The organism is Kitasatospora sp. NPDC059722, from assembly GCF_042733235.1.
GTDB lineage: Bacteria > Actinomycetota > Actinomycetes > Streptomycetales > Streptomycetaceae > Kitasatospora.
The window spans coordinates 13,058-26,327 of the sequence record NZ_JBHWGD010000032.1; the positions used below are offsets into that span (position 1 = coordinate 13,058).

Annotated in this window: 13 protein-coding genes; 11 read left to right on the plus strand and 2 right to left on the minus strand. The window is 73.1% G+C overall.

The window, feature by feature from the left end; translation table 11 throughout:
* Positions 1-100: 100 nt before the first annotated feature.
* Positions 101-286, minus strand: a complete 186-nt coding sequence (gene rpmB, locus ACFV4F_RS21165; protein ID WP_014138233.1) for a 50S ribosomal protein L28 — start codon at positions 284-286, stop codon at positions 101-103.
* Positions 287-567: 281 nt separating this feature from the next.
* On the opposite strand from rpmB, the gene ACFV4F_RS21170 reads away from it, so the two are divergent.
* The 10 genes from ACFV4F_RS21170 to mutM all read left to right on the plus strand — a co-directional run bounded on the left by ACFV4F_RS21170 (position 568) and on the right by mutM (position 10,538).
* Positions 568-2,199, plus strand: a complete 1,632-nt coding sequence (locus ACFV4F_RS21170) for a DAK2 domain-containing protein (protein ID WP_380445669.1) — start codon at positions 568-570, stop codon at positions 2,197-2,199.
* Positions 2,200-2,261: 62 nt separating this feature from the next.
* On the plus strand, positions 2,262-4,493 hold the full coding sequence (gene recG, locus ACFV4F_RS21175; RefSeq protein WP_380504519.1) for an ATP-dependent DNA helicase RecG: 2,232 nt from the start codon (positions 2,262-2,264) through the stop codon (positions 4,491-4,493).
* A 127-nt stretch (positions 4,494-4,620) separates the two neighbouring features.
* Positions 4,621-5,154: a hypothetical protein gene (locus ACFV4F_RS21180; protein ID WP_329929722.1), complete on the plus strand. Its 534-nt coding sequence runs from the start codon at positions 4,621-4,623 to the stop codon at positions 5,152-5,154.
* Positions 5,155-5,315: 161 nt separating this feature from the next.
* Positions 5,316-5,894 carry a 16S rRNA (guanine(966)-N(2))-methyltransferase RsmD gene (gene rsmD / locus ACFV4F_RS21185; protein ID WP_380445667.1) on the plus strand — a complete coding sequence of 193 codons (579 nt, stop codon included), beginning with the start codon at positions 5,316-5,318 and terminating at the stop codon, positions 5,892-5,894.
* 49 nt (positions 5,895-5,943) lie between these two features.
* Complete coding sequence (gene coaD / locus ACFV4F_RS21190; RefSeq protein ID WP_380445666.1) at positions 5,944-6,435, plus strand: pantetheine-phosphate adenylyltransferase; 492 nt, start codon at positions 5,944-5,946, stop codon at positions 6,433-6,435.
* 196 nt (positions 6,436-6,631) lie between these two features.
* Positions 6,632-7,816, plus strand: coding sequence for an ATP synthase F0 subunit B (locus tag ACFV4F_RS21195; protein WP_380445664.1), 1,185 nt, complete (start codon positions 6,632-6,634; stop codon positions 7,814-7,816).
* A 161-nt stretch (positions 7,817-7,977) separates the two neighbouring features.
* On the plus strand, positions 7,978-8,622 hold the full coding sequence (locus ACFV4F_RS21200; RefSeq protein WP_380445663.1) for a YceD family protein: 645 nt from the start codon (positions 7,978-7,980) through the stop codon (positions 8,620-8,622).
* A gap of 2 nt (positions 8,623-8,624) precedes the next feature.
* Complete coding sequence (gene rpmF / locus ACFV4F_RS21205) at positions 8,625-8,798, plus strand: 50S ribosomal protein L32 (RefSeq protein ID WP_188303282.1); 174 nt, start codon at positions 8,625-8,627, stop codon at positions 8,796-8,798.
* 20 nt (positions 8,799-8,818) lie between these two features.
* Positions 8,819-9,607 carry a ribonuclease III gene (gene rnc / locus ACFV4F_RS21210; protein WP_380445662.1) on the plus strand — a complete coding sequence of 263 codons (789 nt, stop codon included), beginning with the start codon at positions 8,819-8,821 and terminating at the stop codon, positions 9,605-9,607.
* A 52-nt stretch (positions 9,608-9,659) separates the two neighbouring features.
* Positions 9,660-10,538, plus strand: coding sequence for a bifunctional DNA-formamidopyrimidine glycosylase/DNA-(apurinic or apyrimidinic site) lyase (gene mutM / locus ACFV4F_RS21215; protein WP_380504522.1), 879 nt, complete (start codon positions 9,660-9,662; stop codon positions 10,536-10,538).
* Between the two features lie 9 nt (positions 10,539-10,547).
* On the opposite strand, the gene ACFV4F_RS21220 is transcribed toward mutM, so the two are convergent.
* A complete protein-coding gene (locus tag ACFV4F_RS21220) occupies positions 10,548-11,468 on the minus strand; it encodes a hypothetical protein (protein WP_380445659.1) in 921 nt (306 codons plus the stop codon).
* Positions 11,469-11,781: 313 nt separating this feature from the next.
* Here ACFV4F_RS21220 and ACFV4F_RS21225 point away from each other — a divergent pair, with 313 nt between their 5' ends.
* Positions 11,782-13,125 (plus strand): hypothetical protein, encoded by a 1,344-nt coding sequence (locus ACFV4F_RS21225; protein ID WP_380504525.1) that lies wholly within the window; start codon positions 11,782-11,784, stop codon positions 13,123-13,125.
* Positions 13,126-13,270: the final 145 nt, after the last annotated feature.

The window sequence follows — 13,270 nt, forward strand, 5'->3', positions numbered from 1 at the left end:
TTTCTCCTTGTCCCTCCCCTCCTATCACATCTCTTGTGCCCCTCCCTTCCCCCCCCCCACCACCAACATCCACTGGAGGACCGGCATGCCGGTCTGCGCGTCAGCGCGAGACCTTACCGGCCTTGATGCACGAGGTGCAGACGTTGAGCCGCTTCGGCGTCCGCCCAATCACAGCGCGCACCGTCTGGATGTTGGGGTTCCAACGACGGGGGGTACGGCGGTGCGAGTGGGAGATGCTGTTGCCGAAGCCCGGCCCCTTGCCGCAGACGTCGCAGTTGGCAGCCACAGGAGTCACTCCAAGACTTCAGATCAGTTACGTTCGACAACCCACCAGAACACCGGAACACTCGCGTGAACCGGACCGACCTGGGGGGTGCGCCCGGATTGTTCCAGGCAACCGGAAGAGCATACAACGCTTGCTCCCGTTCAACGAAACTACCATGACCGCCCGGGTGATCGCTCCGGCCGATGGCCCGGGCGACCCCTCCCGGCCCCCGATAACCTGCCGGTATCGCCCCTCGCCGTTCGACCCGAGGCCATCGCGGCGTCCCATCCGGAGGAGACCTGGTGCTGCACACGCTCGACGCCCCGGCCGTGCGCACCTGGTGCCAGCTCGCCCTGCGCGCGCTCGGCCAGGCGCGCGAGGAGATCGACGCGCTCAACGTCTATCCCGTCCCGGACGGCGACACCGGCACCAACCTCTACCTGACCGTCGAGTCCGCCGCCGCCGAGGTGGAGAGCCGCTTCGCCGACCCGGCCGCCGAGCCGGCCCCCGGCCTGGCCGACACCGTCCGGGCGATGGCCCGCGGCGCGCTGGTCGGCGCCCGCGGCAACTCCGGCGTGATCCTCGCCCAGTGGCTGCGCGGCACCGCCGAGACGCTGGCCGACGGCGGCGGCGCCGACCAGTTGCGGGCCGCCCTCCAGCGGGCCGCCGACTCCGCCTACCAGGCCGTCGCGGAGCCCGTCGAGGGCACGCTGCTGACCGTCGCCCGGGTCGCCGCCCGGGAGGCCGTCCGGGCCGGGGACGGGCTCGCGCAGGTCGCCGACACCGCGTACCGGGCCGCCAGGGACGCGCTGCGGCACACCCCCGAGCAACTCGCCGTGCTCGCCGAGAACGGGGTCGTCGACGCCGGCGGGCGCGGCCTGGTGGCCGTCCTCGGCGCGCTCGCCGACGCCGTCGCCGGGCACCAGCCGATGGGACCGGTCGCGCTGCGCGGGGACGTCCGGGCGCTGGAGAGCTGCGAGGCCCGCATGAGGCCGCCCGGCCCCGGCCACCCCGCCTTCGAGGTCATCTACCTGCTGGACGCCCCCGACGACGCCCTGCCCGCGCTGCGCGAGCGGCTCGGCGGGCTCGGCGACTCGCTCGTGATCGGCGGCGGCGACGGCCTGTGGAACGTGCACGTCCACGTGGACGACGCCGGCGCCGCCGTCGAGGCCGGCATCGGGGCCGGCCGGCCGCACCAGATCCGGATCACCCACTTCGCCGAGGCCGCCGCCCGCTCCGGCGCCGCCGCCGAGCCGGGCGAGCGCGAGGAACCGGCCCGCGCGGTGCTCTCCGTGGTGTGCGGCGAGGGCCTCGCCGAACTCTGCGAGCAGGCCGGCGCCGTCGTGCTCCGCGCCGACCCGGACCGCCCCACCGCCAGCGCCGAACTCGCCGCCGCCGTCCGGAGGTCGGGCGCGCGCGAGGTCGTCCTGCTGCTCAACGACCCCGAACTGCGCGCCGCCGCCGGCGCCGCCGCCGACCAGCTCCGCGAGGAGGGCGTGCGGATCGCCGTCCTGCCCACCCGCTCGCCGGTGCAGGGGCTCGCGGCGCTCGCGGTGCACGAGGCCGGGCGCCGCTTCGACGAGGACGTGGTCGCCATGACCTCCGCCGCCGGGGCCACCCGCTACGCCGAACTCGCCGTCGCCGAGGGGGAGTCCTGGACGATGGCCGGGGTCTGCCAGGCCGGCGACGTGCTCGGCCTGATCGACGGGGACGTCGCGGTGATCGGCGCCGGCCCGGCCGAGGTCGGGGCCAGCGTGCTGGACCGGATGCTCGGCGCGGGCGGCGAACTCGTCACCCTGATCCTCGGCGAGGGCGCGGACGACGCGCTCGCCGAACACCTCGTCGCGCACGTGCGCCAGGGCCGGCCCGAGGTGGACACGGTGGTCTTCCACGGCGGCCGGGAGGCGGCCCCGCTGCTGATCGGGGTCGAGTAGGCGCCGGACGGGGCCCGCGGAGCGGCCCGGTCTGTCGGCGCTTTGGTGTAAACAAGGGCCTGATGGGCGCTCTCGATGAACCACTGACCAAGCTCGTCGGCGACCGCACCGCGAAGGTGCTCGCCGACAGCCTCAAGCTGCGCACGGTCGGGGACCTCCTGCACCACTACCCCCGCCGCTACGTCGAACGCGGCCAGCTCACCAGCCTGGACGAGCTGGAGGTCGACGAGCACGTCACCGTGCTGGCCCGGATCGAGAAGGTCACCCTCATCCCGTTCCGCGGCCGCAAGGGCGACCGGCTGGAGGTCGTCGTCACCGACGGCCGAAGCCGGCTCTCGCTGGTGTTCTTCAACCAGGGCTGGCGGCAGAAGGAGCTCAGGTCCGGCGCCCAGGGCCTGTTCGCGGGCAAGGTCAACGTCTTCAACCGCACCCGCCAGCTGGTCTCGCCGGACTACCAGCTGCTCGACGAGGACGCCGGGTCGGATGCCGCGCAGCAGTTCGCCGGCCGCCTCATCCCGGTGTACGGCGCGAGCGCCCAGATGCCCAGCTGGAAGCTGTCGATCTGCATCGACACCGCGCTCACCAAGCACCTCGGCGACGTCGGCGAGCCGCTGCCCGCCGAACTGCGCGAGCGGCACGACCTGATCCCGCTCCCCGAGGCCCTGGAGCTGATCCACCGCCCGCGCGGCCAGGCCGACCGCGAGCGCGCCCAGAGCCGGCTGCGCTGGGACGAGGCCTTCGTCCTCCAGGTCGCCCTCGCCCAGCGCCGGGCCGCCGAGTCCGCGCTGCCCGCCAAGCCGCGCCGGGCCCGTGAGGGCGGCCTGCTGGACGCGTTCGACGAGCGGCTGCCGTTCACCCTCACCGAGGGGCAGCGGAAGGTGTCCGCCGAGATCGCCGCCGACCTCGCGAGCGAGCACCCGATGCACCGGCTGCTCCAGGGTGAGGTGGGCTCCGGCAAGACGCTGGTCGCGCTGCGCGCGATGCTCGCCGTGGTGGACGCCGGCGGCCAGGCCGTCCTGCTCGCGCCCACCGAGGTGCTCGCCCAGCAGCACCACCGTTCGATCGTCGAGATGATGGGCGACCTCGCCGAGGGCGGCATGATCGGCGGCTCCGACCTCGGCACCCGGGTCGTGCTGCTCACCGGCTCGATGGGCGTCCCGGCCCGCCGCCAGGCGCTGCTCGACATGGCCTGCGGGGACGCCGGGATCGCCATCGGCACCCACGCGCTGATCGAGGACAAGGTCCAGTTCCAGGACCTCGGCCTCGTCGTCGTCGACGAGCAGCACCGCTTCGGCGTCGAGCAGCGGGACGCGCTGCGCGCCAAGGGCGACCAGCCGCCGCACCTGCTGGTGATGACCGCCACCCCGATCCCGCGCACGGTCGCGATGACGGTCTTCGGGGACCTGGAGACCTCCGTCCTGGACCAGCTCCCGGCCGGCCGCTCCCCGATCTCCACCCACGTCGTCCCGGCGGTCGAGAAGCCCAACTTCCTCACCCGCGCCTGGGAGCGGGTCCGCGAGGAGGTCGGCAAGGGCCACCAGGCGTACGTCGTCTGCCCCCGCATCGGGGACGAGGAGCCGGTGGCCCCGGCAGCGAGCAGCGGGGCCAGGAAGAAGCGGAAGGCGGCCGAGGAGGACTTCGAGGACATCGCCGACGCCGGTGCCCAGAGCGACGAACGGCGGCCCCCGCTCTCGGTGGTGGAGACCGCCGAGAAGCTGGTGAAGGGCCCGCTGAGCGGCCTCCGGGTGGAGATCCTGCACGGCCGGCTCGCGCCCGAGGCCAAGGACGACGTGATGCGGCGGTTCTCGGCGGGCGAGGTGGACGTCCTGGTCGCCACCACCGTGATCGAGGTCGGCGTCAACGTCCCCAACTCCACCGCGATGGTCATCATGGACGCCGACCGCTTCGGCGTCTCCCAGCTGCACCAGCTGCGCGGCCGGGTCGGCCGCGGCAGCGCGGCGGGCCTGTGCCTGCTGGTCAGCGACATGCCCGCGGGCAGCGCGGCCCGGGCCCGGCTGGACGCCGTGGCCGGCACGCTGGACGGCTTCGAGCTGTCCCGGATCGACCTCGAACAGCGCCGCGAGGGCGACGTGCTGGGCCAGGCGCAGTCCGGTGTGAAGTCCTCGCTCAAGGTGCTCTCGGTACTGGAGGACGAGGAGGTCATCCTCACCGCCCGGACGGAGGCCACCCGGCTCGTCGCCGAGGACCCGGAGCTCGCCGCCCACCCGGAGCTGCGCACCGCGCTGGAGAGCCTCATCGACGAGGACCGCGCGGCCTACATGGAGAAGGGCTGAGCGGGCCGGCCCCGGCCGGTCGGGCGGTCCCGCGCGGCCCGGGAATTGTCAGACCCCCGCGAGAGAATGAAGGTGTTCAGGGCGCACCTCAAGGTGCGTACCTGGCGCGACACTTGGGGGTCCTGCCATGGCATTCCGTCATCTCAACGAGCTCCCGCTGGGCGACAAGGTCTTCCGGATCGAACTCGCCAGCGACGACGACCGCGAGGTCACCCTCACCCTGACCGGCTGGCGCGAGGGGGCGGCCGCCGCGCCGCTCGCCTCGGGCAAGCTCCGCCTGCCGGTCGAGGACGTCGCCTCGCTGCGGATCGCGCTCAACCGCGCGCTGCGGGCGCTGGCGATCGTCGCCGACGTCTCCGAGCCCATCCCCGACCGCGACGTGCTGCGCGAGCTGTACCCCGGCCACGGCGCCCCCTGGGTGCCGCAGCACGAGGAGGAACTGGTCCGGCGCTTCCACGACGGCGAGACCGTCGCCCGGATCGCCGCCCGCTTCGGCCGCACGCCCGACTCCGTCCGCACGAAGCTGCGCGAGCTCGGGCACGACCCGCGCCGCCCCGAGTTCTGCCCGCCCGACGGCTGCCTGTCCTGGTCCCGCTACGCCTCGCCGGCCCTGCTCGGCGCGGCGGTCCCGGCGCAGTCGACGGGCTCCGAGGCGAGCTAGGCGGTGCCCCCGCGGCCCCCGCCGGTACGCCCGGCGGGGGCCGCGCTGCTATTCGCCCACTGGCCTCCGGTCCGCTCGGGCCCGGCGCCGACGGTCGGCGCTCCCCTGCGGCTCGGGGCGGGTAGCGTGGTCGGGCAGCGACGAAAGGACCTCCCACCACCATGACCCGCGTGATCGCCGGAGCGGCCGGCGGCCGCCGGCTGGCCGTACCGCCAGGCCGGGGCACCCGACCGACCTCCGACAAGGCCCGTGAGGCGATGTTCTCCACCCTGGAGGCGCTGCGCGGCACCCTGCACGGGAGCCGGATGCTCGACCTGTTCGGCGGATCGGGCGCGGTCGGCCTGGAGGCGCTGTCCCGGGGGGCCGATCACGTCCTGCTGGTCGAGGCCGACGGCCAGGCGGCCCGGGTGATCCGCGAGAACGTCCGCACGATCGGCCTGCCGGGCGCGGAACTGAAGGCCGCCAAGGCCGAGAAGGTGATCGCCGGGCCGCCCCCGCAGGCCCCGTACGACCTGGTGTTCCTCGATCCTCCGTACGCCGTCACGGACGACGAGCTGCGCGAGATGCTGATCACACTCCTGGCCGGGGGCTGGCTCGCGGCGGACGCACTCGTCACCGTGGAGCGCAGCACCCGCGGCGGAGAGTTCGGCTGGCCCGACGGCTTCGAGGTGCTGCGCTCCCGCCGCTACGGCGAGGGCACGCTCTGGTACGGTCGCGCCGCCGCCCGCCAGCACGAGTAGCGGGCCGAGGCCCGCAGCAGCCGTCACCCCACGAGGGAGCACAAACGCCATGCGCCGAGCCGTCTGCCCCGGTTCGTTCGACCCGATCACCAACGGCCACCTCGACATCATCGGGCGGGCCTCGAAGCTCTACGACGTGGTGCACGTCGCGGTGCTGATCAACCGGAGCAAGCGCGGCATGTTCAGCGTCGAGGAGCGGATCGGCCTGATCGAGGAGGTCACCGCGGAGTTCGGGAACGTGGTGGTCGAGTCGCACCACGGCCTGCTGGTGGACTACTGCCGCGCGCGCGGCATCCCCGCGATCATCAAGGGGCTGCGGGCCGTCAGCGACTTCGACTACGAGCTGCAGATGGCCCAGATGAACCACGGGCTGACGGGCGTCGAGACGCTGTTCGTGCCGACCTCGCCGACGTACAGCTTCCTGTCCTCGACCCTGGTCAAGGAGGTGGCCTCGTACGGCGGCGACGTCTCGCACCTGCTGCCGGAGACGGTGCACCGCCGGCTGGTCGAGCGGATCGCGGAGCGCAAGGCCGAGCAGTAGTCCGGCCGTTCCCTTCCTACCGCTTCGTCATGGTTTGTCCGTGTCGCCGGGATCCCCCGGGGGCCCGGCCCGGTTCGGGCGTTGTGACCGTGCCCCGCAGTGGCCGTACAGTCTGTATTCCTGCCCTGCGGTGAGGTCCACCGCGCCGGGCCTGCCTCCGCCGGACCGTCGGCGGCACACGGAAAGACGAAGCCCCGTGGACGTGCAGAACAAGGTCGACGAGATCGTGGCGGCGATCGAGAACGCGCGCTCGATGCCGATGTCGGCCTCCTGCGTGGTGAACCGGGCCGAGCTGATCGGCCTGATCAACGACCTGAAGGCGGTCCTGCCCGCCGAACTGGCCCAGGCGCAGTCGGTGATGGCCGACCACGAGCAGGTGGTGGCCGGCGCCCAGGCCGAGGCCGACCGGATCATCCAGGGCGCGCACGCCGAGCGCGGCTCGCTGATCTCGGACACCGAGGTGGTCCGCCGGGCCCAGGCCGAGGCCGACCGGATCCTCGCCGAGGCGCGCTCCGACGTGGACACCAAGCGGGCCGAGGCCGACGACTACGTGGACAGCAAGCTCGCCAACTTCGAGGTCGTGCTGACCAAGACGCTCGGCGCCGTCGGCCGCGGCCGGACCAAGCTGCGCGGCGACTCCAGCGTCTTCGAGAACGAGTACGACGGCGAGACGGACGGCGAGGAGTTCCGGCCGCAGCGGGTCAGCCCGAGCCCCGAGGTCGACGAGTACGTCGATGTGAAGCTCGCCACCCTGGAGAACGTGCTCAGCGCGACCCTGGAGGCCGTCGGCAAGGGCCGCGACAAGCTCCTCGGCAAGCGGCCGATCGACGAGCTGGGCGCCTACCTGGCCGCCGCCGACGAGGCGCAGCAGGCCAAGGAGCGGGCCGAGGCGGTCGCGGCGGGCTTCGCCGCCGAGGGCGACGGCGAGGAACTCGCCTGGTACCGCGAGGACGTGCCGCAGCAGCAGAGCTGGCCGGAGCAGACCCCGGCCGCGGCCGGCTGGCAGAACCCCGGCGCCGACCAGTACGCGGCGGCGGCCCAGCAGCAGGGCGGGCAGTACGCCGAGGTGTACGGCGGCGGCTTCGACCCGGCCGCCCAGGGCGACCCGTACGCGGCCCAGTGGGCCCAGCAGCAGGACGCCACGGGCGGGTACCCGCAACAGCAGCAGCACGGGGACTACGCGGGCCAGCAGCACGCCGACTACGGCTATCCGCAGCAGCAACAGGGCTACGGCGCGCAGCAGTACGACGCCTACGGCTACCCGCAGCAGCCCGCCGCCCCGCCGGTCGTGCCCCAGCAGCAGCCCGGGCTGGACGAGACGAGCTTCTTCGACACCAGCATGATCGACATGACCAGGCTGCGGGAGCTCGGCGGGCGCTGAACACCGGTCCAGGGGCGTTCCTCCGGGACCGAAGTTGGGCCTGGCGGGAGACTCCGGTAGTCTGACCACTCCGGCCCCTCCATGTCGGACGCTCGGCTTGCCCTCGGGGCGCCGCCGCACATGGGGCCCCACCGATCACCTTCCATGGAAGTCAGGACACCTTGAACCGCCTCGACCACCGCGACCCCCTCGTGTTCGACACGCACGAGCTCGGCCGCCGTCCGGGGTCGATGCGCAAGGTGTCCCGCACCCTGGAGGCCCCCGAGGGCTTCGGCATCATCGACGTGATCGGCGTGCCGGAGAAGAGCGAGGTCCAGCTGGAGCTCCGCCTGGAGTCCGTGGTCGAGGGCGTGCTGGTGACCGGCACCGCCGAGGCCGTGGTCGAGGGCGAGTGCGTCCGGTGCCTGGAGCCCGTCGAGTTCGACATCGACGTGGACTTCCAGGAGCTGTACTACTACCCGGAGTCCGACGAGCGTCACCGCGCCCGGACCACCGGGACCGAGGACCTCGACGAGGACTCGGAAGAAGAGACTTACCGCCTGGAGGGCGATTTCTTCGACCTCCAGCCGGTGCTGCGTGACGCGGTGGTGCTCGCACTGCCGCTGCAGCCGGTGTGCCAGGACGACTGCCTGGGCCTGTGCTCCGAGTGCGGAGCGCGCCTGAGCGACGACCCGGCCCACCACCACGACGCCGCCGACCCCCGGTGGGCGGCTCTGCAGGGACTCTCCGCCGCCCCCGGCGACGAGGGTGACGGGATCAAGAACAGCGACACCCGTGAGGGTGCCGCCGAGAACCAGGAGAAGTAGCCGTGGCTGTTCCGAAGCGGAAGATGTCGCGCAGCAACACGCGCCACCGCCGTTCCAACTGGAAGGCCGTCGTTCCGGCCCTCGTGGCGTGCGACAGCTGCCACGAGCCGAAGCTCGGCCACATCGCGTGCCCCAGCTGCGGCACGTACAACCGCCGCCAGGTCCTCTCGGTCTGATCGGCGGGGTGCACGGATCGATGTCGGACGGTAACTCCACCCGCAAGGCGTCCTCCGCCCCGAAGGGTCCTTCGGGCGGTGGCAAGGCCGGTGGGCCGGCTTCGACCGAATACGACGTCCTGGAAGGGCGCCTCGGGTACACGCTCGAGCGCGCCCTTCTGGTGCGTGCCCTGACCCACCGCTCGTACGCGTACGAGAACGGCGGGCTGCCCACCAACGAGCGCCTGGAGTTCCTCGGCGACTCGGTGCTGGGCCTCGTGGTGACGGACACCCTCTACCGCGTCCACCCGGACGTCCCCGAGGGCACCCTCGCCAAGCTGCGCGCCGCGGTGGTCAACTCCCGCGCGCTCGCGGACGTCGGGCGCGGGCTCGACCTGGGCGTCTTCATCCGCCTCGGCAAGGGCGAGGAGGGCACCGGCGGCCGCGACAAGTCGTCGATCCTCGCCGACACCGTCGAGGCCGTGATCGGCGCCGTCTACCTGGACCAGGGCCTGGACGCGGCGACCGAGTTCGTCCACCGCCTGTTCGACCCGCTGATCGAGGAGTCCTCTCAGCTGGGCGCGGGCCTGGACTGGAAGACCAGCCTGCAGGAGCTCACCGCCTCGGTGAGCATCGGCGTGCCCGAGTACGTGGTCATGGAGTCCGGTCCGGACCACGAGAAGACCTTCACCGCGGTGGCCCGCGTGGCCGGCCAGGACTTCGGCAGCGGCGTCGGCCGTTCGAAGAAGGAAGCCGAGCAGAAGGCCGCCGAGAGCGCCTGGCGCGCGATCAAGGAGAAGTACGCAGACCGGCTGCCCGCCGGCGCGTGACGAGGCAGTAGCCTTCCTCCTGCCGGTCCCTTTCCGCAGGAGGAATGCTGCCTTGCCCGAACTTCCCGAGGTCGAGGTGGTCCGCCGCGGACTGGCGAACTGGGTCGCCGGGCGGACCGTCTCCGACGTCCAGGTCCTGCACCCGCGCGCGGTGCGCCGCCAGCCCGCCGGTGCCGCCGACTTCGCCGCCCGGCTCACCGGGACGACGCTCGGCGCCGCGCAGCGCCGCGGCAAGTACCTGTGGCTGCCGCTGGCCGGCACCGGCTCGGGCTTTTCGTTGATCGGCCACCTCGGGATGAGCGGCCAACTCCTCGTCCAGGCCCCGTCGGTGCCCGACGAGACGCACCTGCGGGTGCGGCTGCGCTTCTCCGACGGCGGACGCGAACTGCGCTTCGTCGACCAGCGGACCTTCGGCGGCCTCGCGGTCGAGGAGGCCGAGGAGGGCGACCCGGAGGGCACACCCGTCTCCATCGCGCACATCGCCCGCGACCCGCTCGACCCGCGCTTCGACGACGACGCCTTCACGGCCGCGCTGCGCGCCAAGCGCACCACCGTCAAGCGCGCGCTGCTCGACCAGACGCTGATCAGCGGTGTCGGCAACATCTACGCCGACGAGGCGCTCTGGCGCTCCAAGCTGCACTACGACCGGCCGACGGCGACGCTCACCCGCGCGCAGGCGGCCGTGCTGTTGGCCAGTGCCCGGGACGTGATGACCGCGGCGCTGGCCGTCGGCGGCACCAGCTTCGACAGCCTGTACGTCAACGTGAACGGCGAGAGCGGCTACTTCTCGCGGGACCTCGACGCGTACGGCCGCGAGCACGAGCCCTGCCGCCGCTGCGGTACGGCGATCCGCCGGGCCGCGTGGATGAACCGCTCCAGCTACTTCTGCCCCCGCTGCCAGCGGGTGCCGCGGGAGCGCAGCGGGGGCTGACGGGCGGCGCTACTTGTGCGCGAGTTCGGGCTGCTGGTCGGCCGCGTCCCCGAGGGCTCCGTGGTCGCCCTGGCCGAAGTAGGCGACGCCGACGGCGGACACCACCGCGAGCAGGAAGCCGGCCACGCCGAGCCAGCCGAGGCCGGACTTGGAGGAGTCGCCGAGCCACAGCACGCCGACCGCGCCGGGCAGCACCGTCTCGCCGACCACCAGGGCGGCCGTCGCGCCGTTCACCGAGCCGATCTGCAGCGCGACCGTGTGCACGTACATGCCGCCCAGGCCGCCGATGAGGATCGCGTACAGCGCCGGGTCGGAGAGCAGGCCGCCGAGCTCGAACGGCTCGACGCCGTTGAGGATGCGCACGCCGACGCCGAGGGCGCCGAAGCCGAGGCCGGAGAGCAGGCCTGCGACGATCGCGCCCTTCGAGCCCATCCGCCGCACCAGCAGGCCGCCGCCGACCAGCAGGACGGTGGTGATGATCAGCAGCCACCAGTGGAAGGACATCTCCGCGTGGTGGCCGCCCTCGGGGCCGGCCGAGACGGCCAGCAGCACCAGCGCCGAGCAGAGCACGCCGATCGACGCCCACTCCAGCTGCTTGAGCCGGATGCCGAGTAGCTTGATGCTCAGCACCGCGGTGATCACCAGGTTGGCGCTGATGATCGTCTGGGAGAGGAACAGCGGCAGCAGCCGGGCGGCCAGCGCGCCGAGTCCGAAGCCGATCAGGTCGAGCACCGTGCCGAGGATGAACTCCCAGGTGACGGCGGCCTTCGCAGTCGAGGACAGGCTCGGCCCGCCGTGCTCGGTCGTGGCGGTGGAGGCGCCCTTGGCCGCCTCCTCGCGGGCGGACCGCCGGGAACCGACGGCCTGCAGGACCGAGCCGGTGCCGTAACAGGCGGATGCCGCCACGGCGGTGACGAGGCCGATGATCACCGAGCGCTCCGATCAGAGGGGTTGGGGCCACGAGGGGCGGTGGGTCAAGAGCGGGTAATGGACCCGCGGTCCGGGACCACTATGCCCGTCCGCACGATACGGTCAGGACACCCCCTCCGACCGCTCCGGGCCTGCCGGGACGTACGTCCGGCCGCCTGCCGCGGTTCCCGGCGGCAGTCCGCTTCAGGGTGACTTGGGGGAAATCTCATCCCCGAGGAGGGGACGGCCCCGGCGTCCGGCGGGGAATCCCTTCATCACCAGTATGCGAAGGGTATGGCGTGCTTCGCCGCCGGTCGCGGTAGCGTCGGGTGTTATGAGAACCCTTGCTCGACGTTCCCGGGGCACCGGGCCGCTCGCCGTGGTCGCGGCGACGCTGCTCGGGCTTCTGCTTCTGCTCGCCCCGGCGGCCTCCGCGGCCGGTGGCCTGAGCGACGCCGCGGCCACCCTGAAGAAGGGCCAGGTCTACGTCGCCCCGACGATGCTGGACCGCTTCAGCCAGGCGCAGGCGGACGCCCTGACCAAGAAGATCGAGAAGGCCGACAAGCCGATCTTCATCGCGGTCGTCCCCGACAGCGCCAACAAGGACACCATCCTCACCGATCTGCGCACCCTGGTGGGCATCGACGGCGTCTACGGCGTCTGGCGGGGCACCGGCGGCTTCATGGCCCGCTCCGACCGCGGCGCCATGGGCGTCGGCGTCGCGGACCGGATCGGAGGCGCCGTCGCCCGCGCCGACAAGGGCGACATCAACGCGACCCTGAACGACTTCGTCGACCAGGCCGCCCCGCAGACCAAGGGCAGCGGGGTGAACCACAGCACCTCGATCGCCTGGGTGGTCATCCCGGTCGTGCTGCTCGTGCTGGCCGGTGCCGGTGTCTTCTTCCTCTTCCGCCGCGCCAAGAAGCGCAAGGAGGAGCAGGCCCGCGCCGAGCTGGAGCAGCTGCGCCGCGTGGTCGACGAGGACATCACCGCCTACGGCGTCGAGCTGGAGCGCCTGGACTTCAACCCGCGCGCCGCCGACGCGGACGACGTCCAGCGCACCGACTACAGCCACGCGCTCGAGTCGTACGAGAAGGCCAAGCGCCTGATGGACGAGGCCAAGAAGCCCGAGGACGTCAAGGTCGTCACCGAGACGATCGAGGACGGCCGGTTCGCGCTGGCCACCCTGGCCGCCCGGCGCGACAAGCGCCCGCTGCCCGAGCGCCGTCCCCCGTGCTTCATGGACCCGCGCCACGGCCCGTCCGTCAAGGACGTCGAGTGGGCCCCGGCCGGCGGCTCCGCCCGCAGCGTCCCGGTCTGCCAGGCGGACGCGGACCGCGTCGCCGCCGGCCTCGACCCGGCCGTCCGCACGGTCGACACGGAGTACGGCCCGCAGCCGTACTGGAACGCCGGCCCGGCCTACGCCCCGTACGCGGGTGGCTACTACAGCAGCTTCGGCGGCGGCCTGCTGCCCGGTCTGCTGGTCGGCACCGTGCTCGGCTCGATGATCAGCAGCCCGGCCTACGCCGCGGCGCCGATGATGGAGGGCGGCCACCACGGCTACCAGGACCAGTACGAGGGCGGCGACTTCACCGGGGCGGACTTCAACGCCGGGGACTTCAGCGGCAGTGACTGGAGCGGTGGCGGCGACTTCGGCGGTGGCGGCGGCGACTGGTGACCCGCTGACCCGACGCGCCGACCCGACGCGCACCCCGCTGCGGGGGGGGGGGGGGGCGCCGCGGGGGCGCCCCCCCCGCCCGCCCCGGGGTTGGGGACTAACCCCAGTTGGGGCCGGGGGGCCGGGGGGCCCCCCACCGCCCGGG

Coding starts and splice junctions, on each gene's coding strand:
- recG (WP_380504519.1), top strand. CDS start 2,262: ATGGGCGCTCTCGATGAACCACTGACCAAGCTCGTCGGCGACCGCACC.
- ACFV4F_RS21180 (WP_329929722.1), top strand. CDS start 4,621: ATGGCATTCCGTCATCTCAACGAGCTCCCGCTGGGCGACAAGGTCTTC.
- rsmD (WP_380445667.1), top strand. CDS start 5,316: ATGACCCGCGTGATCGCCGGAGCGGCCGGCGGCCGCCGGCTGGCCGTA.
- coaD (WP_380445666.1), top strand. CDS start 5,944: ATGCGCCGAGCCGTCTGCCCCGGTTCGTTCGACCCGATCACCAACGGC.
- rnc (WP_380445662.1), top strand. CDS start 8,819: ATGTCGGACGGTAACTCCACCCGCAAGGCGTCCTCCGCCCCGAAGGGT.
- ACFV4F_RS21225 (WP_380504525.1), top strand. CDS start 11,782: ATGAGAACCCTTGCTCGACGTTCCCGGGGCACCGGGCCGCTCGCCGTG.